Genomic DNA, 22,380 nt, shown 5'->3' with positions numbered 1-22,380 from the left:
GGCCGTATCCGCTGATCAACACGTATGACGGGCGGAAAAGTCGGCGGGTGACGCAAACCTCTGTGGCCCCATGAGCCTCTAAGAGAACAGAACGACTCGAGGGGGTCCGCGGTGCAAGGCGTGTTCGAGTACTTTCCGCTCCTGTTCGTGGCATTCGGCATCGTCGCCATCATGATGTCGGTCAAAGGGCTGGTCGGCTTCCAGCGGTTCGCGCAGCGGGCGCTGCGGGTGCCGGGCGTCGTGAGTGACGTACGCACCACGTTCGCCGGGCGGGGCGAGGGCCTCAAGGCCACGCACCGGCCGGTCCTGACGTTCACCACCGTCGACGGGCGGGAGATCACCACCGAGGCGTCGACCGCCTCCGACCTGGGCGTCGGCAACGCGACCGAGGTGCTCTACGACCCGCAGGACCCGACCAGCGCCATGCCCGCCCACGACACGGCCGCCGGTTACGGCGGGATCGTCGCCGGGGTCATCGCGCTCGGCATCGGCCTGGCCTTCTTCTCGGCGTTCTCCGGCGTCACGGACGTCACGCCGGGGATCGACGACGGCCCGGCACAGTGCGAGCTCCGCCAGCCCGACGGCACCTTCCAACCCGCCCCCTGCCCAGCCGGCCTCGACCTCGACCACTGACCCCGACCGGCCCGTCCCGGGGTACGGACCTCTTTCTCCGGAGCCCCGCAGCCGGCAGACTGATGAGGCATGCAGCTGAGCGTGATCCTGCCGGCCGTCGTCGGAATGCTGGCCTCACTGGCGGGTGTCACGCTCGGCGGCGTACTGACGCGGCGAGCGCAGGCGCAGCAGTGGTCCCGCGACCGGTTGACGCACGCCTGCCTGCTGATCATGAACGAGTCGTCCCGCATCCAGATCGCTCTGCACCGCTACCAGCGCGGCAAGGACAGGCCGGACTGGGTCTCCTGGAACGAGGCGCTGGCCACCATCGTCCTGACCGCGCCCAGTGGACTCGTCCAGGCGGCGCTGGCGATCGACGAGACCTTCTGGCGCACGACGGACGAGATAGAGGCGGGACAGGCGTCATCGGGGCAGGACTGGGAACGCATCCGCGCCTCGATCGAGGCGGCGCGGCTCGCCTTCGCCAACCGCGCGCGCCGCGAGCTGGCCGGCCGGTCCGACGTCGTGACGCGGCTGGCCGCCCGCCCCCGCCCTCTGGCCCGGAGAGACCTCGCGGCGCCGCCCGACAGCGGTGGTGCGGGGCCGGTGGGGCTTTCGGGGGAGGGGTGAAGAGGACGCCGGACCCGACGCACCGGCCCCCACCCGCCGGATCCAACTCACCAGCCCCCAACGCACTGCCCTCGACCCGCCGTCCGCGCTCACAGCCCGAGCAGCTGGGCCGGGTCGGCGATGATGCGCTGGATGACCGACCCGGCCGCCCCGAGCACGGCGGCGTCCGGGCCGGTTCCGGAGACGACGAGGGCGGGCGGCGTGCCGCGCATCTGCGCCAGCCTGGCCCCCAGCCCTTCGGACACCGGCCCCTCCAGCCACCGGTAGAGCGGCGCGTAGATCCCGCCGAGCACGATCAGGCCTGGGTCCAGCAGGTGCACGGCCGAGGTGAGCGCGACGCCGAGGGCGTGCCCGGCCCGCTCGCAGGTCCGCACGGCCTCGGGATCACCCGCCTCCAGCCGCGCGACCAGCTCACCGACCGAACCAGTCGAGCCGACCAAGCCGGCCGCACCAGCCGGATCGGCCGCGTCAGCCGAACCGCCCGACCCGGCCGACCCGGCCGACCCGAGCGCGCCCAGCAGGGTGTCCTGGCCGGCGTACACCTCCAGGCAACCCCGCCCCCCGCACCGGCAAGCAGGCCCGTCCGGCACGACGACCACGTGCCCGAGCTCCCCCGCCAGCCCGTACGTACCCCTGAACACGGCCCCGTCGACCACCAGACCAGCACCGATGCCGATCTCGCCCGACACGTACAGAAAGTCGCTCTCCCGCGACCCGAACCACAGCTCACCCAGCGCCGCCAGGTTGGCCTCGTTGTCGATCTCGAAGGGCAGGTCCACCAGATCGGGCACGCGCACGTCACGCCACCCGAGGTGGGGCGCGCTGCGCAGCACCTCGCCCTCGACCGTGCCGGGCACGGCCAGCGCGGCCCCGATCACCCGCAGCCCGCCCGCCTCCGCCTCGGCCGTGATCTCCTTCGCCAGGACGCGCAGCCCGTCGAGGATCGCGGCGGGGTCGGAGTTGCGGTTGTCGGCCGGACGCGTGCGCCGCAGCCGTACGGTACGGGTGAGGTCGACCACGCACGCGGCCAGATAGTCGATGTTGATCTCCAGCCCCAGCGCGGCCACGCGACGCCCGCTGAGGCTCACCGCCACGCCCGGCCTGCCCCGCTCGCCCTTCTGCACGGCGCCGCTCTCGCTCACCACCCCGGCCTCGATCAGGTCGGCGACCAGGCTGGACACGGTCGTCTTGGTCAGCCCGGTCCGCTCAGCCAGCTCCGCGCGGGTGTGAGGTCCTGATCGGTGAATGGTCGCGAGGACTACGGCCAGGTTACGGGCGCGCATGGAATCATGCCGGACCCCTCTTGACGACACCCCACTCACCTCCTCAGGATTATGTACAGATTATGGACTAAAGGAAGAGGCCCAACAAATGCCCGCATACACTCCCACCCCGGACGACCGCTTCACCTTCGGCCTCTGGACGGTCGGCTGGCAGGCCCGCGACCCGTTCGGCGACGCCTCCCGCCCGGCGCTCGACCCGGTCGAGAGCGTGCACCGCCTGGCCGAGCTCGGCGCGTACGGCGTCACCTTCCACGACGACGACCTGCTCGCCGTCGAGCCCGACCGCGACAAGGCCATCGCCGCCTTCAGGAAGGCCCTCGACGAGACCGGCATGAAGGTCCCGATGGCCACCACGAACCTCTTCACCCACCCCGTCTTCAAGGACGGCGCCTTCACCAGCAACGACCGCGACGTCCGCCGCTACGCGCTACGCAAGGTCATGCGCAACCTCGACCTGGCCGCCTCGCTCGGCGCGCGCACCTACGTCTGCTGGGGCGGGCGCGAGGGCGCGGAGTCGGACGCGGCCAAGGACGTCAAGGCCGCCTTCGACCGCTACAAGGAGGGCCTGGACCTCCTCTGCCAGTACGTCATCGACAAGGGCTACGACATCCGCTTCGCCCTGGAGCCCAAGCCGAACGAGCCCCGAGGCGACATCCTGCTGCCCACGATCGGCCACGCCCTGGCGCTGATCAACGACCTGGAGCACCCTGAGATGGTGGGCCTCAACCCGGAGGTCGGCCACGAGCAGATGGCCGGGCTCAACTTCGTGCACGGCATCGGCCAGGCGCTGTGGCACGGCAAGCTGTTCCACATCGACCTCAACGGCCAGCACGGGCCCAAGTACGACCAGGACCTGATCTTCGGCCACGGCGACCTGAAGAGCGCGTTCTTCCTGGTGGACCTGCTGGAACACGGCGGCTACGACGGCCCCCGCCACTTCGACTACAAGCCGCTGCGCACCGAGGACGCCGAGGACGTGTGGGTCTCGGCCGCGGCGAACATGCGCACCTACCTGATCCTGAAGGAGAAGGCGCGCGCCTTCCGCGCCGACCCCGAGGTCCAGCAGGCCATCAGCGCCTCGCGGGTGGACGAGCTGGCCCAGTCCACGCTCGCCTCGGGCGAGACCTGGCAGGACCTGGCCAAGGACGACTTCGACCCCGAGGCGGCCGCCGCCCGCGGCTTCCACTTCACCCACCTCAACCAGCTCGCGCTTGAGCACCTCATGGGGGTACGCGGATGACTCGACCGATCAGTGTCCAGCTCTACACCGTCAGGGAACCGCTGGCCGCCGACCGTGATGCCGTGCTGAGGCGGATCGCGGAGATCGGATACCGGGCCGTCGAGCCCTACGACCCGTTGAACGACCCGAAGGGCTTCCGCCAGGTCGCCGACGACCTGGGGCTCAGCGTGTCCGGTACGCACGCGGGCGCGCTGCTCAGCAGGGAGCCGGCCGAGGTCTTCGACGCGGTCGCCACGCTCGGGACCGACCAGGTGATCGTCCCGGCCGGCATCGCGCCCGAGCAGTTCACCACCCGCGACGGCATCCAGCGCGCCGCCGACCTGCTCAACGGCCTGGCCGAGCAGGCGGCGGGCGCCGGGATGCGGATCGGCTACCACAACCACTGGTGGGAGCTCGAACCCCGGGTGGAGGGCCGGCACGCCATCGAGGTGCTGGCCGACCTGCTGGCGCCCGAGGTGTTCCTGGAGATCGACACCTACTGGGCGGCGGTGGGCGGCGCCGACGTGCCCGCCCTGCTCGGCCGCCTCGCGGGCCGGGTGGAGGCCCTGCACGTCAAGGACGGCCCCGTCGTCAAGGGCGAGCCCCACACCGCGGTGGGCGCGGGCGTCATGCCCGTGCCCGAGATCCTCGCCGCCGCGCCGGACGCCTGGCGCGTCGTCGAGCTCGACAAGTGCGCGACCGACGTCTTCACCGCGCTCGCGGACAGCCACGCCCACCTCACCTCCTTGGAGCGCTCTTGAGCAACGGCCCGGTCGGCGTCGCACTGGTCGGCGCCGGAGTCATCAGCGGCCAGTACCTCCGTAACCTCAACTCCTTCCCCGACGTGCGCGTGGTCGCCGTCGCGGACCTCGACACCGACCGGGCCGCCACCGTGGCCAGGGAGCACGACGTACCGGTGTCGGGCACCCTCGGCGCGGTGCTCTCGCTGGCCGAGGTCGAGATCGTGGTCAACCTCACCGTCCCCTCCGCGCACGCGGCCGTCGCGCTGGAGAGCCTGCGCTCCGGCAAGCACGTGTACGGCGAGAAGCCCCTGGCCATGAACATGGACGAGGCGGGCAAGGTGATGGCCGAGGCCGCCGACCGTGGCCTTCGGGTGGGCGGCGCCCCCGACACCTTCCTCGGCGCCGGGCTGCAGTCGGCCCTGCACGCCCTGCGCTCCGGCCTCATCGGCACGCCGGTGGCGGTCACGGCCGCCACGCAGAGCATGGGGCCCGAGTCCTGGCATCCGAACCCGGAGTTCTTCTACCAGCCGGGGGCCGGCCCGCTGTTCGACCTGGGCCCGTACTACCTGACCGCCCTGGTGTCGCTGCTCGGCCCCGTCGCGCGGGTGGCGGCCGGCACGCGCAGGGCCCGCGACCAGCGCAGCGTCGGATCGGGGCCCAAGGCGGGCACGCTCTTCCCCGTCGACGTGCCCACCCATGTCAACGCCCTGCTGGACTTCCCCGGCACGGCGACGGCGGCGGCCACGTTCAGCTTCGACTCGGCCGTCAACCGCCGCATGATCGAGATCATCGGCAGCGAGGGCGCCCTGTCGCTGCCCGACCCCAACACGTTCGAAGGGCCGCTGCTGGTCCGCGGGCCGAACGACGCGGACTGGCGGGAGCTGCCGGTGACCGGGACCACGGCCGGGCGCGGCATCGGCGTGCTCGACCTGGCCAGGTCGATCAGGGCGGGCACGCCGCACCGCGCGTCGGGCGAGCTGGCCCACCACGTGCTGGAGCTCATGTCGGCCATCACGGAGTCGGGCGAGCGGTCGGAGTTTCGCGCGATCTCCTCCTCCGTCACCGCGCCCGAGCCGCTGCCGGCGGACTGGGACCCGCACGCGGCCACACTGACCTGACGCTGTCGCCGGCTGGGCGGCGGGGACCTCCTCCGCCCAGCCGACGGAAAGTCACATACCCGTTTCACCTAGGAATCCCCCATGGGACGACCGGGCATTACTACATTGAGTAATCATTCGGTAACAGCTTTCCCCAGGGGGATCCATGCGCGTACTCATCCAGCTCCGCCCGGCTCCCGACGTCGTGGCGTCCGTGCTCGATCCAGGCGTCCGCAGTGCGGTGGCCGACGTCGTCACCGATCTGCCCGGCGTCCTGCTCGACGACGCGTACCCGCCGGTGCCGGTGCCGCGGCCCGTCTCCGCCCACGGCGCCCCGCTGTCGCTGCACCAGCGGGTGGGGTTCTCGCACGCGCCCGAGGACGCCTCCGTGCTCGTGCGCGGCGAGATCCCCGACGACGAGCTGTCCACGCGGTCCGTGCTGCTGTCCTCCTCCGTACGTGAGGTCGCCGGCATCTTCGCCGACCCCGCCATCCACCCGCACCCGGCCTGCGGCGGCGACGGCCCCGTCGGCGACTGGGAAGAGGTCAGGCGGCTGCTGCACGCGCCCGAGCTGTGGGCGGCCGGCCATGACGGCGAAGGCGTGTGCGTCGCGGTCGTCGACACCGGCGTCAACGCCGACCACGTCGCGACGCGCATCGGCCACGACGTGGCCGTGGACGCCGGCCGGAGCTGGAGCCCGCCGGGAGTGGGCAGGACCCCGGGCCGTTACCCGGTCTCCCACGGCTCGATGTGCGCCTTCGACGTGCTGCTCGCCGCGCCCAAGGCCACGCTGCTCGACATTCCGGTCCTGCTCAGCAGGCAGCCGGGGGCCGGGGTCGACGGCCTGCTGTCCGACGCCGTCGCGGCCTACGCCCATCTCGGCTCCGTCATCAGGGCGATGCCCGCCGAGTCCAGGTCGCTGGTCGTCAGCAACAGCTGGGGGCTGTTCTCGCCGGACATGGACTTCCCGCCCGGTCATCCGGGCAACTACTCCGACAACCCGGCGCACCCGTTCAACGTGATCGTCGGCAGCCTGGAGAGCGAGGGGGCCGACATCCTGTTCTCGGCGGGCAACTGCGGCGGCGACTGCCCCGACGGCCGCTGCGGCTACACCGGCCGGACGATCGTGGGCGCCAACTCCCACCCGCGCGTGCTGTCGGTCGGCGGCGTCGACACGCGGGGCGAGCGCGTCGGCTACTCCTCGCAGGGACCGGGGCGGCTGTCGGACCGCAAGCCCGACCTGTGCGCGTACACGCACTTCGCCGGCTCGCGGGCCGTCGGGGACGCCGACACCGGCACCTCCGCCTCCTGCCCCGTCGCCGCCGGGGTGGTCGCGGCCGTGCGCACGCGCAGGTCCGCGGCCGAGCTGTCGCCCTCGCAGCTGCGCACGCTGCTGCACCGCACGGCCGACGACCGCAGCACGGTCGGCTTCGACCACGACTACGGGTACGGCGTCATCGACCCGCCCGCCGTCCTGGCCGCCCTCGGCCGGCAGAACCGCACCCGCGCCGCCTGACCCCAACGCGTTGGCTTGTGCTCGGCGGAACCGCAAGAATGGCGCGATGGACAGTGCCGAGACCGACTGGGTCTCCAGGTTCGCCGACGACGTGATCGCCGAGGCCGATCGCCGCGCCCCGGGCAAGCCGATCGTCTGCGCCTCCGGGCTGAGCCCGTCCGGCCCGATCCACCTGGGCAACCTGCGCGAGGTCATGACGCCTCACCTGGTCGCCGACGAGATCAGGCGGCGCGGACGCGAGTGCGTCCACCTGCTGTCGTGGGACGACTACGACCGCTTCCGCCGGGTGCCGGCGGGCATCGACCCGTCGTGGGCCGAGCACATCGGCAAGCCGCTGACCTCGGTGCCCGCCCCTCCCGGCAGCTCGTACGCCAACTGGGCCGAGCACTTCAAGTCCCCGATGACCGCCGCGCTGGCGGAGCTGGGCGTCGAGGTCCGCGGCATCAGCCAGACCCAGCAGTACACGTCGGGCGCCTACCGGGAGCAGATCCTGACCGCGGTGCGCGAGCGGGCCAGGATCGACGCCGTGCTGTCCCGCTACCGCACCAAGCAGGGCTCCCAGCAGGGCTCCCGGCAGGCTTCCGAGCCGGTCGAGGACTACTTCCCGTACAAGCCCTACTGCGACCTGTGCGAGCGTGACCTGACCACGGTCACCGCCTACGACGATGAGACGACCGAGCTGGCCTACACCTGCCGGTGCGGCTTCGGCGAGACCGTGCGCCTGGCCGAGCACGACCGCGGGAAGCTGGTGTGGAAGGTCGACTGGCCGATGCGCTGGGCCCACGAGGGCGTGATCTTCGAGCCGTCCGGGGTCGATCACCACTCGCCCGGCTCGGCCTGGATCGTCGGCGGCCAGATCGTCGGCGAGGTGTTCGGCGGTCAGCAGCCGATCGGCCCCATGTACGCGTTCGTCGGCATCACCGGCATGGCCAAGATGAGCAGCTCCAAGGGCGACGTGCCGACCCCGTCCGACGCGCTGGCCATCATGGAGGCGCCGGTGCTGCGCTGGCTGTACGCCCGCCGCAAGCCCGCCCAGTCCTTCAAGATCGCCTTCGACCACGAGATCCAGCGGCTCTACGACGAGTGGGACGCCCTGGGCCGCAAAGTCGCCGCCGGACAGGCGCAGCCGGCCGAGCTGGCCGCCCACAACCGGGCGGTGCGCACCGCCGCCGGCCCGCTGCCCGCCACCCCGCACCCGGTGTCCTACCGCACGCTCGCCTCCGTGGCCGACATCACGACCGGCCACGCCGAGCAGACGCTGCGCATCCTGAGCGATCTCGACGGCGTCGAGACGCTGGAGGCGGCCCGGCCCCGCCTCGACCGCGCGCAGCGCTGGGTGGACGATCACGTGCCCGCCGACCAGCGCACCCGCGTACGCGAGTCGCCCGACCAGGAGCTGCTCGACTCGCTCGGGCCCGGCGAGCGCGAGGGCCTGCGGCTGCTCGCCGACGGCCTCGACGACTGGACGCTGGAAGGGCTGACGGCGCTGGTGTACGGCGTGCCCAAGCTCCAGGCCGGGCTGCCCGCCGACACCAAGGCCACCCCGGAGCTGAAGACGGCGCAGCGGGCCTTCTTCGCCCTGCTCTACCGGCTCCTCGTCGGCCGCGACACCGGCCCCCGGCTGCCGACGCTGCTCATGGCGGTGGGAGCCGACCGGGTCCGCAAGCTGGTGGGCGCGTGAAGGGCGTCGTCCTGATCACGGGGGTCTCGGCGGCCGGCAAGTCCACGGTGGCGCAGGCGCTGGCCGAGCGGCTGCCGCGCTCGGCCCACGTGCGCGGCGACACGTTCCGCCGGATGGTGGTCAACGGACGCGCCGACATGACGCCGGACTCAGCAGGCTCGGCAGAGGCGGCGGACGCGGCGGACGAGTCGGTGCGCCAGCTTCATCTGCGCTACCGAATTGCCGCCACTGCGGCGGACATGTATTTCGATGCCGGATTCACGCCAATAGTTCAAGACGTAATTATTGGACCGGATTTGGAACGGTTTACGAGAATGGTCCATTCGCGGCCGCTGCACGTGGTCGTACTGGTTCCCGACCCCGCCGCCGTGGAGCTCCGCGAGCGGGCCCGCGCCAAGACCGGCTACGGCAACGGATGGACGATCGCCCAGCTAGACGCCGTGTTGCGGAAGGAAACGCCGCGCATTGGACTATGGCTGGACACCTCTCGACAAAGCGTCGAGGAGACCGTCGCGGAGATCCTCTCCCGGATGGAAGAAGCGAGAATCCCTCTGGATCCCCGACTAACGTGATCTATGCAAGGCGCTGTCAAGCGGACTGCATGCGTTCGGGAGATCCTTACTTACATGAACAAGCAGCCTTTCGCCGCCAGCGTCAGTGTCATCGTCCCCGCGATGAACGAAGCCGAGAACCTTCCCCACGTCTTCGCCACGCTGCCCGACTGGATCGACGAGGTGATCCTGGTCGACGGCAACTCGACCGACGACACCATCGCCGTGGCGCGCAGGCTGCGCCCCGACCTCAGGGTCGTCGTGCAGACGCGGCGCGGTAAGGGCAACGCGCTCATCGAGGGCTTCCAGGCCGCCCGGGGCGACATCATCGTGATGATCGACGCAGACGGGTCCACCGACGGCAGGGAGATCCGCTCCTTCGTCGCCACGCTCATGAACGGCGCCGACTTCGCCAAGGGCTCCAGGTATGCCCCTGGTGGCGGCTCGGACGACCTCAGTCCGATCCGCTCGCTCGGCAACAAGGTCCTGACCGGGATCACCAACGTCCTCTACCGCACCCGCTACACCGACCTCTGCTACGGCTACAACGCCTTCTGGGCCCGCCACCTCGACGTCCTCGACCTCGACTGCGACGGCTTCGAGATCGAGACGCTGATGAACGTGCGCGCCGCCCAGGCCGGCCTGGTCATCCGCGAGGTGCCCAGCCACGAGCGCTCCCGCATCCACGGCGTGAGCAACCTGCACGCGGTGCGCGACGGCTGGCGCGTGCTCAGGACGATCTGGCGCGAGCGCACCCGCGGGACCGCCGTGACGGCGCAGGCCGCCCAAGTGGCCCTCGCCAAGTGAGGGCGCCAGGCCCGGGCGACATCCGCCAGGTGACGGTCCGGGGCCCCGGTGGCACGCGGCAAGTGAGGAGTGACATCCTCGGGTAATGCGTTACATAGTGATCGGAGCAGGAGCAGTCGGGGGCACGATCGGAGCCCGGCTCCACCAGGGCGGGCATGACGTGCTGCTCATCGCGCGAGGGCCTCACTACGAGGCCCTCAAGCATGAGGGGCTGCGACTGACCACGCCCGATTCCGACGAGACCCTCCGCGTTCCCGTCGCCGACGGCCCCGTGCCCACGCGCGATGACGACGTGCTGATCCTGGCGACCAAGTCACAGGACACGATCGCCGCGCTGGCCCCCTGGCCCTCCGACCTGCCCGTGGTGTGCGCCCAGAACGGCGTGGCCAACGAGCGCATGACCCTGCGGCGGTTCGAGCGGGTCTACGGCATGTGCGTGTGGCTGCCGGCCCAGATCCCGCATCCCGGCGCCATAGCCGCCTCCGGGCACCCCTACTCGGGGATGCTGCACGTCGGCCGTTATCCACAGGGTGTGGACGACCTCGGCGAGCAGATCGTCACCGACCTCGGCAAGCACGGCCTCCTGGCCCGCAGTTCGCCCGACGTGATGCGCTGGAAATACGGCAAGCTGCTCAGCAACCTGGGCAACGCCGTCGAAGCGCTCGTCGGCCAGGCGCCGGAGCGCACCGAGGTGGTCCGGCTGGCCAGGGCCGAGGCGAGGAACGTGCTGGAGAGCGCCCGCATCCCGTACGCCACCCCCGAGGACGAGGCCGAGGTACGCGGCCACAACGTGGACATCCGTCCTATCGAGGGCATGGAGCGCACCGGCGGATCGTCCTGGCAGAGCCTGGCCAGGGGCAGCGGCTCGATCGAGACCGACTACCTCAACGGCGAGATCGTCCTCATCGGCCGCGAGCACGGCGTCCCCGCGCCGGTCAACGAGGTGCTCAGGCGCGAGGCCAACCGGGTCGCCCGCGAGAAGCTGCCGCCCGGCTCGATGTCCGCGCAGAGCCTGCTCGCCCTCATCGGCGGGCATCCTACGATCTGATTCCGCTCATCGGCGAGCGTCCTCCGGCCTGATGCCGCTCACACCGATCCCGCCCGGCGCGCGTTGCGCAGTCTGATCCCGCTGAACTCCAGGGTGCTGGCCGTCACCTCGTTCCAGAACGGCCACAGGTTGTCCAGCACCCTGAGCTGGATCCCCGCCTCCTCGTGCAGCTCGAACAGGTCCCCCACGGGCTCGGGCGGGCCCAGCGGCCGCACGGGGACGGTCGAGACCACCGCGTGCGGCGGGTCCCCGATGGGCGCGAAGCCGTCGGCGGGCAGGCGGTAGGCGAACAGCCGCACATCCATGATCGCCTTCAGCCAGCCGTACTCGACCGCGTGCACCCGCTCGCCGCACCCCGAGCCGACGATCCTGACCCGGTCGTCCTCGGTGGTGCGGGCGCCGACCCAGGCCATCGCCCGCGGGCAGGCGCGCGGGAACCAGTAGTCGGGGCAGCGCTCCCCGTCGACCGCCCATACGTAGGGCTCACTGCGGACGCTGGTCGGCGCCACGTGCGGAACGAACCGTTCGATGGTGGGGTCCTCGGAGAAATGCAGGACTTCCCCCTGCTCAGGTCTCATGGACGCCATCTTCGCGCATGGAGCGTCGATCTACGGGCAGGGGAAACCCCTCTTACGACAAGGGGTGAGTTGGATGATCGTACTGGGACTGATCCTGATCCTGCTCGCCGGCGGTGCCTTCGCCCTGGTGCTCACGGAAGAGAGCACCAGGTACATCCTGTTCGGCTACACCTTCGAGTTCAACCACGTGGGCATGTTCCTGGCGGGGGCGGCCGCTGCGGCCGTCCTGCTGCTGGGCCTGTGGCTGATGGGCTCGGGTTCGCGCAGGACCGCCAGGCAGCGCCGCCGGCTGCGCAGCGCCAGGGCCGAGACCACCAGCCGGGTGGCCCAGCTGGAGGAGGAGAAGCGCGACCTGGAGCGGAAGCTGGAGCGCGAGCACACCGCGTCCGACGGCGACCAGCTCGTCGCCCGCGGCGCGCACGAGCGCCCATAGAAGGACGGCACTAGACGTCGGCGACCTGGCGCGAGGGCAGCAGCTTGCCCTCGCGCCAGAGTGCGATCCCGGTGATCACCGCTCCCAGCCCCTCCCAGAGCCCGACGCCGAAGAACTCGGCGGGCGCCGCGCCGGTCACCACCAGCGTGGTGAAGACGGTGAACGTCACCAGCCGGAACGGCACCGTCCAGCGGAAGAACGGCGTGTAGTCCGCCGCCGCGGCGAAGACGTAGTAGACGCCCATGTTGACCGCCGCCATGGACGAGGCGGCCATATAGACCAGCGTGTAATCCCCGGCGGGCCTGACGTCGAGCACCTCGAAGCCCAGCATGACGAGCAGGGTTCCGGGTGAGATCAGGCCGAGCAGGCCGAGCGCGAAGGCGAGCACGCCGAAGACCCACATGGTCCAGCCGGAGAAAGAACGCGGAAGACGCACAGAAATCCTTCCAAAGGGGGGTGTACTCTGCGAGGCGATCTCATCATGCACCCGGAGGTCGCATGCCCCCCACGCGTGGCCGTCCCATCGCACTCAAACTCCTCATCCTCCTGCTCGTCCCGCTGCTGTCCCTGGTGGGTCTGTGGGCGTTCGCGGCCGGCCTGACCGGCGGCGACGGCGTCCGCCTGCTCGCGATCAACGAAATGGCCACGAATCTGGCCGCACCGTCCGAGCGGGTCACCATCGGCCTGCAGAACGAGCGGCTGGCCTCGGTGGAGTTCCTGGTCACCGGTCAGGGCGCGAACGAGATGGCCAGGGAGCGCGGCAGGACCGACCGGGCCGTGGCGGCGTTCCGCGACCTGGCCAAGCAGCAGCACGAGCTGACGCCCCAGATGACCATGCAGCTCAACGCGCTGATCGGCAAGCTCGACCAGCTCCCCGACGTCCGCCGCGAGGTGGACGGCACCGTCGTCGCGCCGCTCGACGTCATCGACGGCTACAGCCAGATCGTGGACGCGGCCTTCCGCATGTACGACGCCATGGTCCTGGTGCCCGACATGGTGCTCTACCAGCAGGCCAGGGCCGTCACCATGATGGGCGAGGCCAAGGACCTGCTGTCCAGGGAACGGGCGCTGATCGCGATCGCGCTGGCCAAGGGCAGGGTGGAGCCTCGCGAGCGGGAGGCGTTCACGGGGATGGCGGCCACCAGGCGGCTGCTCTTCACGCAGGCGCTGTCGCACCTGGACGGCGACCTGCGCGGCCCGTACGAGAGGCTGTCCACCGCCCCCGTCTACACCGAGTTCATGGCGGCCGAGGACCAGATCAAGGGGCCCTCGACCGTCGACGGGCTGCCCGCGAGCGCGGCCACCTGGCCCATCGACGCCCAGAACCTGTGGAACGCCGTCGAGCGCGACCAGGCGCTGGCCGTGCGCGGCATCACCCAGCGGGTGACCCCGACCGCCATCGGCATGCTGGTCAAGCTGGGCGTCGCCGGCGGCGTGGGCCTGATCGCGGTCATCGCCTCCATCATGATCTCGCTGCGCTTCCGCAAGCGCCTGGTGCGCGAGCTGGCCGGGCTGCGCGACGCCGCCACGGAGCTGGCCGAGGTGCGGCTGGCCGGGCTGGTCAAACGGCTGCGCGGCGACGCGGGGCCGCCGACGGCCGAGGAGGTGGCGCCGCTGGAGGTCAAGGCGCAGACGTCGGAGATCGTCGACATCGTCAAGGCCTTCAACGACGTCCACGCGACCGCCGTGGAGGCCACCGTGGACCAGGCCAGACTGCGGCACGGCGTCAGCCAGGTGTTCGTGAACCTGGCCAGGCGCAACCAGTCGCTGCTGCACCGGCAGCTGCTGCAGCTCGACAGCATGGAGCGGGCCACCGAGGCGCCCGAGACGCTGGCGGACCTGTTCAAGCTCGACCACCTCACCACCCGCATGCGCAGGCACGCGGAGAGCCTGATCATCCTGTCGGACCAGACCCCCGGCCGGGGCTGGCGCAACCCGGTGCCGATCCACGACGTGCTGCGCGCGGCCGTGGCGGAGGTGGAGGAGTACGAGCGGGTCGAGGTGATGCAGCCGCCACCGGTCGCGCTGCTCGGCGCGGCGGTCACCGACGTGGCCCACCTGATCGCCGAGCTGATCGAGAACGCCACCCTCTTCTCACCGCCGCAGACCCGGGTGGACGTGCGCTGCGGCAGCACCCCGCACGGGCTCATGGTGGAGATCGAGGACCGCGGCCTCGGGCTGCCGCGCACCGAGCTGGACGAGCTGAACGACCGGCTCGCCAAGACCCCCGAGTTCGACCTGGCCCAGAGCGACCGGCTCGGCCTCTTCGTGGTCTCCAGGCTGGCCGGCAGGCACGGCATCAAGGTCACCCTGGCGCCGTCGCCGTACGGCGGTCTGGCCGCGATGGTCGCCCTGCCGTCAGCTCTTCTGGCCGACCAGCCCGCGATGGCCGGGAGGTAGGTAGGTCAGCCCGCCGGAGGCGCGGGCGGCGGCGGTGGCCAGCAGGCGTTCGTACGCGTGGCCGGCCAGCAGCCCCTCCGCCTCCTCCAGCGTGAAGAAGCCGTAGTCGTCGAGCTCTTCGGCCTGCAGCGAGATCGGCGTGTCCGACGGGACCTCGCCGCAGTCGAACATGAAGGTGACCACCGGGTAGGGCACGTTGGCCAGCCCGTCGACCCAGCTCACCGTCAGCAGCCTGCCGACCTCGACCGAGAGCCCCACCTCCTCGGCCACCTCCCTGGCGCACGCCTGCGCGGGATGCTCGCCCGCGTCGACCATGCCGCCGGGGAACGACCAGTGCTCCCTGTAGTTGGGATCGACCAGGAGCACGCGGCCGTGCTCGTCGGTGATGTACGCCGACGCCCCCGCGATCGCGCGGTGCACCGTGGACCAGAAGTCATCGCTCACAAAGGCACTATGGCAGAGCGGGTGGCGACGCCCCTCGCTTCGCCGTGGCGGGTCGCGAGTTCCGTGGTCAAGCCGCCACGACCGCTCCCAGGCCGCCCTCTCAGAGACGGAGGAACGGCTCGCTGAAGTGGGCGGTGGCGAGAACGGCGTGTTCGGCCCTCAGCCGGTCGAGCACCTCGGTCCTGGTGCGCGCGGCCGCCTCCTGGTCGTCGTCGTACAGGTAGCGGATGCCGGGATCGGCCAGCTGCACGGGGTGCAGGATCAGGTCGCCGGTCATGGCCACCTCGCCGACCCGGGCGATCTGGTGGCCGGGCGTGTGCCCGGGGGCGGCGTGGACGTGGACGCCCGGCGCGACCTCGGCGTCGCCCTCGACGACGTGGAGCTGCCCTTTGATGGTGGTGACGACCTCGTCGAGCATCCGGCCGTTCGCCGCGTCCAGCTCGGCCCGCTGCAGGACGTAGCGGGCGTTCTCGAACGCCGGCCTGCCGTCCGCGACCGTGCCAGAGGCGTGGTCGCTGTGCAGGTGGGTGAGGATGACGGTGGTGACCTCGGCGGGCTCGACGCCCGCGGCGGCCAGCTCGCCGGTCAGGGTGCCGGGGACCGGCGCCCAGCTCGCGGCCGGGGAGTCCGCGGCGCCGATCCCGGTGTCGACCAGGGTCAGCCGGCCGGCGGCGTCGCGGATGAGATAGCAGTGGAAGTGCAGGACCCACGGCTCGTCGGGAAGAGCGGACCCGGCGAACATCGTCGCCGGCGGGCGGCGGATCGCCGCTCCCATGGGACCTACGGCGTCACAGAGTGGCGTCACCTCGACGCCGGACACGGTTATCGACTTGTGCGGCACCTGGCCAGACTAGGCGGCGACGGGCTGACGCGGAACGTACTCGTTCTCGACGTCGGCGGCGTAGACGGCGCGGCAGCAGTGTGCGCACCGGTACATGATCGGGCCCTCGTCGAGTTCGTGGTGACAGCGCGGGCAGTTGACGGTCTTCATGATGCTGCTCCCCCAAGGAGTTTTCTGTCGGTTCCTATGGAACCCTCATCGAGTTGCAGGGATCCTGCATGCCACTTGACACGATGACGCCGCGTCGATGGGGGTTCTGCGCCTTTCGGTACACCGGAGTGCGGTAATTTTCCTCGCCGTCCGGTGCCGAGAAGAACACTGTCACGCCCCTGCCCGTGGGACGGGGCTCAACACACCAGAACCGCCCGGGAATAGCCCAAGAGGGCTAGGCGTTGTATGGGCCGGAAGATGTGGTAGCTTGCCACCAGGCGTAGAGCTTCAAGCTCCGCCGGTCTTCATCAGGTTCGACCCCGTTTCCTCGGGTCCAGCCGTCCTCATCATTTTCGCCGGGCCTTCACCTGGCCCAGGCGCGTTTCCCCTGAGGGGTTCCATCATGTCTGTGCAGACCATTCCGCGGCAACGTGATGCCGTACCGGTTCAGCAGGTCAGCGGCCTGCTCGACCTGCGTGACAAATCAGCTTTCATCCGGGCGGGGCAGCTCCCCGGTCCCGGCGACATCCGGGTGCAGGCCGACAAGGCCCGCCAGTACGGCCTGCGGCCCGGCGACCACGTCGTCGCCTCCTTCGCCGGCAACAAGCTGCTCGGCGTCGAGTCCGTCAACGGCTCCGCCGACTGGCGCGGCCGGCCGCACTTCGCCGAGCTCACCCCCGTCCATCCGACCGAGCGGCTCAACGTCGAGACCGAGTCGCTCAGCACCCGCGTCATCGACCTCTTCGCCCCCATCGGCAAGGGCCAGCGCGGCCTCATCGTGGCGCCGCCGAAGGCCGGCAAGACGATGGTCCTCCAGGCGCTGGCCGCCGGCATCACCCGCAACCACCCCGAGGCGCACCTAATGGTGGTGCTGGTGGGCGAGCGGCCCGAGGAGGTCACCGAGATGCGCGCCTCCATCAGCGGCGAGATCTTCGCCTCGACCTTCGACCACCCCGACCGCGACCACACCGCCGTCGCCGAGCTGGCCGTCGAGCGGGCCAAGCGGCTCGTGGAGGCGGGCCGGGACGTGGTCCTGCTGCTCGACTCGCTGACCAGGCTGGGACGGGCCTACAACAACGTGGCGCCCAGCGGCGGGCGCGTGCTCACCGGCGGCATCGACGCCGCCGCCCTGTATCCGCCCAAGCGCTTCTTCGGCGCCGCCCGCAACGTGGAGGGCGGCGGCTCGCTCACCATCCTCGCCACCGCGCTCGTGGACACGGGCTCGCGGATGGACAACAGCCTGTACGAGGAGTTCAAGGGCACGGGGAACATGGAGCTGCACCTGACCCGCGAACTGGCGGAGCGGCGGCTGTTCCCGGCCGTGGACCTGGACGCCTCGGGCACGCGGCGCGAGGAGATCCTGCTGCACGACGGGGAGCGGCAGATCGTCTGGCGGCTGCGGCGCACGCTCACCTCGCTGGAGAAGCGTCAGGGCCTCGAAGCCCTGATCGAACGGCTCCGCTCCACCCCCTCCAACGCCGCCTTCCTCCTTGAGGCGCAGGCCGCCTGAGCCCGCCCAACGTGTGACCGTACGAGACGGTGCACGACAACGGTGCACGACGAACGGTGCACGACAATGGGCCGCATGCTGGCTGACATCGTCGACTACCTCATCTGTCCCGTGTGCCGCGCCGACGTACGGCTCGACGGGAGCACGCTGCGATGCGCCGCCGGCCACTCCTTCGACGTCGCCAAGCAGGGATACGTCAGCCTGCTGGTCGGAAACAGGCCGCCGGGCACCGCCGACAGTCGGGAAATGGTGGCCGCGCGGGCCGCTTTCCTCGACCAGGGTCACTACGCGCCACTCATGGAAGCGGTGGCGGAAGCAGTGACGGAAGCGGTGCGGGCATATGCGACAAGCGACAACGTTCCCGAAAAACATGAGTCCTCTACCGAAACGAATGACGGCGGGGAGTTGAGGGCGTACCGTGTTGCGGGAGTGGAGGCCGGTTTCGGCGTGGGACGAGGTGGTCCCGGGCAAGAGCCGGGTTTCGTCGAAGATCGTCGCGTGGAGGGCAGGGCCGCGCCGGTGATCGTCGACGCGGGCACGGGCACCGGACACTATCTGGGGGCCGCGCTCACCGCGATCAACGATGGCATCGGGATGGCGTTCGATGTGTCGAAGCACGCTGTACGCCGGGCGGCACGAGTGCATCCGAGGGCAGGGGCGTTCGTGGCCGACGTGTGGCGTCCGCTTCCCATCAGGAGTGGGGTGGCCGACGTGGTGATCGACGTCTTCGCGCCCAGGAACGGGCCGGAGTTCCGGCGGATCCTGCGTCCTGACGGCGTCGCGGTCGTCGTCACCCCCGCACCGTCGCATCTCAGCCCGCTGGTCGGGGAACTCGGCCTGCTCTCGGTCGATGAGGAGAAAGAGCGCAGGGTGGCTCGCAGCCTGGACGGTTTCGCGGAGTCGGATCGGCGCTCGATCGAGTTCGAGATGGAACTGGAACATGGCGACATCGCCAAAGTCATCGGGATGGGACCGAATGCATGGCATAACGAGCCAGCCAGGCTTGATGAGCGAATCGCCGCATTTGTCGCTCGAAACGGCGCAGCAGGACAGCGAAAAGTGGTGACGCGCGCGGCGTTCCAGCTGTCTATCTTCGAACCGGTCCCCCGATCAAGACCCGTTGCTTGACGGGCATGAGCGACTGGTGTTACCGATGGGGCATTTAGTCCGAAATTCCCCCACATTCTTGGAGTATTTCCCCGACACAGGCGCAATACTGGACGGCATCCCGCGCCGGGAGGCGCGAGTCACTCAAGGGAGGGGGCGCGTCGGATGAAGGCGGAGGAACGCTGGCAGGCCAGGTTCCGGGCCTCGCGCATGACGCTGCCGTCCTGGGCGCGTCAGGCCCCGAACCGCTCCATCTACCGCTCCAACGCCACCGGCAAGTGGGAGGTCTACGCCTGGGACCGGCTGACCGGCACCACCCGCCAGGTCACCGACCGGCCCACGGGCACCGCGTACGCCGCGATCGACCCCACCGGCCAGTGGATCTACTGGTTCGCCGACACCGGCGCCGACTTCGGCGAGTGGCGGCGCCAGCCGTTCACCGGCGGCCTCGACGAGCCCGTCGCCCCCGACCTGCCGCCCGGCCAGCCCGGCGGCATCGCCCTGTCCACGACGGGCGTCGCCGCGATCAGCCTGGCCGCCGAGCGGGCCTTCCGCGTCCACCTCGTCCGCGCGGGCGAGCCCACCGAGCTGCTGTACGAGCACACGGAGGCGGCGTGGGTGGCCGCCATGTCGCTCGACGGCTCCTTGATCGCCATCAACCACGGCGAGTACGGCGACTTCCGCCACCCGGCCCTGCGCGTCGTCCGCCAGAACGGCCGCACGGTCGGCGAGCTGCACGACGGCCTCGGCAAGGGCGTGACCGGCCTCGCCTTCGCCCCCGTCGTCGGCGACCGCCGCCTGCTGGCGCTGCACGAGCGCCGCCGGCGCCACGAGCCCCTCGTCTGGGACCCGGTCACCGGCGAGCAGCGCGAGATCTGGCTGCGCGACTCCGGCGACCTGAACGCCGAGTGGTACGACGACGGCCGCGGCCTGCTCATCCTGCGCGACGACCGTGGCCGCAGCTACCTGCACCGCTACGACCTCGCCGGCGGCGGCCTGACCCTCATCGACACCCCGCACGGCGTGATCGAGGAGGCCGCGCCCCGGCCCGGCGGCCAGGTCGAGTACTCGTGGTCGAGCGCCTCGCGCCCGCCGGTCATCCGGTCGAGCACCGGCCAGGTCGTGGTCAACTCCAACGGCCCGCCCGCCCCGCCGAGCGTCCCCGTCGAGGACGTGGACGTCGAAGGCGAGGGCGGCCGCATCCACGCGCTGGTCTCCAGGCCGGAGACCGGCGTGGCGCCCTATCCCACCGTGTTCCTGCTGCACGGCGGCCCGACCTCCCATGACCGCGACGCCTTCTCCCCGGAGGTCGCGGCCTGGGTGGACGCCGGCTTCGCCGTGGTGCGGGTCAACTACCGGGGCTCGACCGGCTACGGCTCGGCCTGGCGCGACGCGCTGCACGGCGACGTCGGCCACATCGAGCTGGCGGACGTCGCGGCCGTCCGGCAGTGGGTGGTCGACCAGGGCATCGCCGACCCGGCCAGGACGGTGCTCGCCGGCTCGGCGTGGGGCGGCTATCTGACCCTGCTCGGCCTCGGCACCCAGCCCGAGCTGTGGGCGTGCGGCATCGCCGCGGTGCCGATCGCCTGCCACCAGACGTCGTACGAGGACGAGGCCGAGAGCCTGCGCGCCTTTCACCGCGCCCTGCTCGGCGGCTCCCCGGAGGAGCAGCCGGAACGGTACGCGGCCAGCTCCCCGATCACCTACGTCGACCAGGTCAAGAGCCCGCTGCTGATCCTGGCCGGCGACAACGACGCGCGCTGCCCGCTGCGCCAGATCGAGAAGTACGTGGCCAAGCTGGCCGAGAACGGCCTCGAACACGAGGTCTACATGTACGACTCGGTCCGGGGCGCCCTCGTGGTCGCTGAACGGCTCGCGCAGACGGCGCTGCAGCTGGAGTTCGCCCGCAAGCACGTGAGCACGGCCTGGCGCCCGGTCTGCTGACCCTCCCGGGCCCCGCACGCCGGGCGACGCTCCTCCCGGGCCCCCGGACCCCGGGCCCCGCACGCCGGGCGACGCTCTTCTTGGCCGCGCGCCTCCGGGTGAGGTCCCCCGGCCGCGCGCTCCTCGACCGCACCCCCTGACTGGCCTCTTGACCTGCGGCCGTTCCGCCTGTCATCATCACGGCCACCCGCAAGTAGCCGGAGGGCACACATTGAGCACCACCCGTGAGGGCCCCTGGTCGGCGACGTCCCAGGACCGTGCTCTAGCGGGCGCGCAGGACCACGATGGCCAGGTCGTCGGCGCTGGGCTCGGAGGCGAAGTCGGCCGCGCCCCTGCGGATGCGCTCGGCCACCGCCCTGGCCGACAGCCCGGCGCACTCGGCCAGCAGCTTGGCCAGGCCGCCGTCGTCGTCGAGCAGCCGCCCGCCCGAGCGCCGTTCCGTCACCCCGTCCGTCACCGCCAGCAGCACGTCACCGGGATCCAGATGGATGGTGTCGGCCTCGAACATGACCTCGTGGAAGACCCCGAGCAGCGACTGCGGCGTGGTCACGGCCTCGACCTTGCCGCTCGCCCTGAGCCGCAGGGCCTCGGGATGACCGGCCGAGACGAGGCGTACCTCCAGCCCGTCGGGCACGGGCGTGATGTCGCCGTGCAGCAGCGTGAGGAACCTGGCCCGCTCGCCCTCCTCCAGGATCGCCTGGTTGAGCCGGCCGAGCACCGCCGCCACACCGTAACCCTCGCGGGCCAGCAGCCGCAGCGTGTGGCGGGCCAGCCCGGTCACGGCGGCGGCCTCCGGGCCGGTGCCGCAGACGTCGCCGATGGCGAAGCGCCAGGAGTCGTCGCCCGCCTTGAACAGGTCGTAGAAGTCGCCGCCGACCTCGTTGGCCTCGCCCGCGGGCTCGTAGATGACGCCGTAGTCGAGCCCGGGGACCTCGGGCTCGTTGGGCGGGAGCAGGCTGCGCTGCAGCGCCCGGTTGGCGGCGGCCTGCTGGGCGTAGAGCCTGGCGTTGTCCATGGCGAGGGCGGCGCGCCTGCCGATGTCCTCGGCGAACTGGATGACCTCGTCGGGGAAGCGGTCGGGCCGGCCCAGGCACATCATGCCGAGACCGCGCCCGCGCGCGGTCAGCGGCACGGCCAGCACCTGCGAGTCGGGCAGGTGGATCGTGGAGGTGACCCGGGTGTCGGCGGCGTCGATGTCCATCTCGGCGAGCTGCTCGCGCAGGCCGTCGATCCTGGCCTCGTCGGCGTGCCAGAGGTAGACCAGCCGCAGCGGCCCGGAGTTGTCGGAGGTGTAGACGGCGCACCAGTTGGCCAGGCGCGGCACCACGACCTGCGCGATGATGGCCGGCACCATGTCGGGGTCGAGCGTGCCCGCCAGCAGATCGCTGGCGTCGGCCAGGAACCCCAGCCAGTGGGGCCCTCTGCTGCTCTCCTCCAGCCATTCGGCGGCGACCCGGTCCGCGGAGCCAGGTAGCGTGAGCCTAGCCCAATGGACACGGGAATCACCCGCAAAGGTGACTCCCCATTCCTCTACGTTGACAGAAGGGGGTTTCGGATCGCCCTGGGAAAGGTTTCGCTGCCGCAACTCCACTTGGACTGCGTCCCCGAAATGCTTCCAAATCACCTCAAACGGCTCGTCAGCGACCTGTTCGGTCAGGTCTCCTGCGACCTGCTCGGCGATATGGAGCACGCCTCCGGTGGCCCACGCGGTCATCACCTCGCGCGTGAACCTCATCGCAGACGTCACAGCGGTATCGCCTGGCGCGAACGTCGCAGCGAGCACCGC

At 71.0% G+C, this 22,380-nt stretch carries 22 protein-coding genes; 15 read left to right on the top strand and 7 right to left on the bottom strand.

Annotated features, from left to right (window positions below):
• The first annotated feature begins 120 nt into the window (after positions 1 to 120).
• Together B0I32_RS36845 and B0I32_RS36840 are read left to right on the top strand one after the other, a co-directional pair.
• Positions 121 to 633, top strand: a complete 513-nt coding sequence (locus tag B0I32_RS36845) for a DUF3592 domain-containing protein (protein ID WP_106247629.1) — start codon at positions 121 to 123, stop codon at positions 631 to 633.
• A gap of 69 nt (positions 634 to 702) precedes the next feature.
• On the top strand, positions 703 to 1,242 hold the full coding sequence (locus B0I32_RS36840) for a hypothetical protein (RefSeq protein WP_106247627.1): 540 nt from the start codon (positions 703 to 705) through the stop codon (positions 1,240 to 1,242).
• Between the two features lie 89 nt (positions 1,243 to 1,331).
• Here the strand turns inward: B0I32_RS36840 and B0I32_RS36835 are convergent, their stop codons facing one another.
• Complete coding sequence (locus B0I32_RS36835) at positions 1,332 to 2,525, bottom strand: ROK family transcriptional regulator (protein WP_106247626.1); 1,194 nt, start codon at positions 2,523 to 2,525, stop codon at positions 1,332 to 1,334.
• A gap of 88 nt (positions 2,526 to 2,613) precedes the next feature.
• Here B0I32_RS36835 and xylA point away from each other — a divergent pair, with 88 nt between their 5' ends.
• The 8 genes from xylA (at position 2,614) to B0I32_RS36795 (ending at position 11,187) form a co-directional block, all read left to right on the top strand.
• Positions 2,614 to 3,765 (top strand): xylose isomerase, encoded by a 1,152-nt coding sequence (gene xylA / locus B0I32_RS36830; protein ID WP_106247624.1) that lies wholly within the window; start codon positions 2,614 to 2,616, stop codon positions 3,763 to 3,765.
• Complete coding sequence (locus tag B0I32_RS36825; RefSeq protein WP_106247623.1) at positions 3,762 to 4,505, top strand: sugar phosphate isomerase/epimerase family protein; 744 nt, start codon at positions 3,762 to 3,764, stop codon at positions 4,503 to 4,505. Before xylA ends, B0I32_RS36825 begins: the two co-directional genes overlap by 4 nt.
• Positions 4,502 to 5,605: a Gfo/Idh/MocA family protein gene (locus tag B0I32_RS36820; protein ID WP_106247621.1), complete on the top strand. Its 1,104-nt coding sequence runs from the start codon at positions 4,502 to 4,504 to the stop codon at positions 5,603 to 5,605. Before B0I32_RS36825 ends, B0I32_RS36820 begins: the two co-directional genes overlap by 4 nt.
• Positions 5,606 to 5,750: 145 nt before the next feature.
• Positions 5,751 to 7,100: a S8 family serine peptidase gene (locus B0I32_RS36815; RefSeq protein WP_106247620.1), complete on the top strand. Its 1,350-nt coding sequence runs from the start codon at positions 5,751 to 5,753 to the stop codon at positions 7,098 to 7,100.
• Positions 7,101 to 7,146: 46 nt separating this feature from the next.
• Positions 7,147 to 8,781: a lysine--tRNA ligase gene (gene lysS, locus B0I32_RS36810; RefSeq protein WP_106247618.1), complete on the top strand. Its 1,635-nt coding sequence runs from the start codon at positions 7,147 to 7,149 to the stop codon at positions 8,779 to 8,781.
• Positions 8,778 to 9,353, top strand: coding sequence for an AAA family ATPase (locus B0I32_RS36805; protein WP_106247617.1), 576 nt, complete (start codon positions 8,778 to 8,780; stop codon positions 9,351 to 9,353). The genes lysS and B0I32_RS36805 overlap by 4 nt, the downstream gene beginning before the upstream one ends.
• Positions 9,354 to 9,407: 54 nt before the next feature.
• Entirely contained in the window at positions 9,408 to 10,139 is a 732-nt protein-coding gene (locus B0I32_RS36800) for a glycosyltransferase family 2 protein (RefSeq protein WP_181308183.1), read from the top strand.
• A gap of 85 nt (positions 10,140 to 10,224) precedes the next feature.
• Positions 10,225 to 11,187 (top strand): ketopantoate reductase family protein, encoded by a 963-nt coding sequence (locus tag B0I32_RS36795; RefSeq protein ID WP_106247613.1) that lies wholly within the window; start codon positions 10,225 to 10,227, stop codon positions 11,185 to 11,187.
• Between the two features lie 38 nt (positions 11,188 to 11,225).
• Here the strand turns inward: B0I32_RS36795 and B0I32_RS36790 are convergent, their stop codons facing one another.
• Positions 11,226 to 11,765, bottom strand: a complete 540-nt coding sequence (locus B0I32_RS36790; RefSeq protein WP_106247612.1) for a DUF6886 family protein — start codon at positions 11,763 to 11,765, stop codon at positions 11,226 to 11,228.
• A 73-nt stretch (positions 11,766 to 11,838) separates the two neighbouring features.
• Between B0I32_RS36790 and B0I32_RS36785 the strand changes: the two genes are divergently transcribed.
• Entirely contained in the window at positions 11,839 to 12,198 is a 360-nt protein-coding gene (locus B0I32_RS36785; RefSeq protein ID WP_106247610.1) for a hypothetical protein, read from the top strand.
• A gap of 10 nt (positions 12,199 to 12,208) precedes the next feature.
• Here B0I32_RS36785 and B0I32_RS36780 read toward each other — a convergent pair whose 3' ends face one another.
• On the bottom strand, positions 12,209 to 12,634 hold the full coding sequence (locus B0I32_RS36780) for a hypothetical protein (RefSeq protein WP_245956245.1): 426 nt from the start codon (positions 12,632 to 12,634) through the stop codon (positions 12,209 to 12,211).
• Positions 12,635 to 12,696: 62 nt separating this feature from the next.
• Between B0I32_RS36780 and B0I32_RS36775 the strand changes: the two genes are divergently transcribed.
• Positions 12,697 to 14,598, top strand: coding sequence for a sensor histidine kinase (locus B0I32_RS36775; protein ID WP_106247606.1), 1,902 nt, complete (start codon positions 12,697 to 12,699; stop codon positions 14,596 to 14,598).
• Here the strand turns inward: B0I32_RS36775 and B0I32_RS36770 are convergent.
• From B0I32_RS36770 to B0I32_RS58120, 3 genes are all read right to left on the bottom strand, one after another.
• A complete protein-coding gene (locus B0I32_RS36770) occupies positions 14,557 to 15,042 on the bottom strand; it encodes an NUDIX domain-containing protein (RefSeq protein WP_106247605.1) in 486 nt (161 codons plus the stop codon). The genes B0I32_RS36775 and B0I32_RS36770 overlap by 42 nt on opposite strands.
• 100 nt (positions 15,043 to 15,142) lie before the next feature.
• The gene (locus tag B0I32_RS36765) at positions 15,143 to 15,817 is read right to left on the bottom strand and encodes an MBL fold metallo-hydrolase (RefSeq protein WP_106247603.1); all 675 of its coding nucleotides are present in this window, start codon (positions 15,815 to 15,817) and stop codon (positions 15,143 to 15,145) included.
• A 75-nt stretch (positions 15,818 to 15,892) separates the two neighbouring features.
• Positions 15,893 to 16,033 carry a hypothetical protein gene (locus B0I32_RS58120; protein ID WP_181308181.1) on the bottom strand — a complete coding sequence of 47 codons (141 nt, stop codon included), beginning with the start codon at positions 16,031 to 16,033 and terminating at the stop codon, positions 15,893 to 15,895.
• Between the two features lie 403 nt (positions 16,034 to 16,436).
• Between B0I32_RS58120 and rho the strand changes: the two genes are divergently transcribed.
• The 3 genes from rho (at position 16,437) to B0I32_RS36750 (ending at position 20,594) form a co-directional block, all read left to right on the top strand.
• Positions 16,437 to 17,543 (top strand): transcription termination factor Rho, encoded by a 1,107-nt coding sequence (gene rho, locus B0I32_RS36760; RefSeq protein ID WP_181308179.1) that lies wholly within the window; start codon positions 16,437 to 16,439, stop codon positions 17,541 to 17,543.
• A 75-nt stretch (positions 17,544 to 17,618) separates the two neighbouring features.
• Positions 17,619 to 18,671 carry a putative RNA methyltransferase gene (locus tag B0I32_RS36755; RefSeq protein WP_181308177.1) on the top strand — a complete coding sequence of 351 codons (1,053 nt, stop codon included), beginning with the start codon at positions 17,619 to 17,621 and terminating at the stop codon, positions 18,669 to 18,671.
• A gap of 144 nt (positions 18,672 to 18,815) precedes the next feature.
• Entirely contained in the window at positions 18,816 to 20,594 is a 1,779-nt protein-coding gene (locus tag B0I32_RS36750) for a S9 family peptidase (protein WP_106247600.1), read from the top strand.
• A gap of 262 nt (positions 20,595 to 20,856) precedes the next feature.
• On the opposite strand, the gene B0I32_RS36745 is transcribed toward B0I32_RS36750, so the two are convergent.
• Positions 20,857 to 21,948 (bottom strand): PP2C family protein-serine/threonine phosphatase, encoded by a 1,092-nt coding sequence (locus tag B0I32_RS36745; protein ID WP_245956244.1) that lies wholly within the window; start codon positions 21,946 to 21,948, stop codon positions 20,857 to 20,859.
• Between the last annotated feature and the right edge of the window lie 432 nt (positions 21,949 to 22,380).

This window comes from Nonomuraea fuscirosea (genome assembly GCF_003001935.1).
Taxonomy (GTDB): domain Bacteria; phylum Actinomycetota; class Actinomycetes; order Streptosporangiales; family Streptosporangiaceae; genus Nonomuraea; species Nonomuraea fuscirosea.
This window is presented reverse-complemented; position numbering and strand designations above follow the sequence as displayed.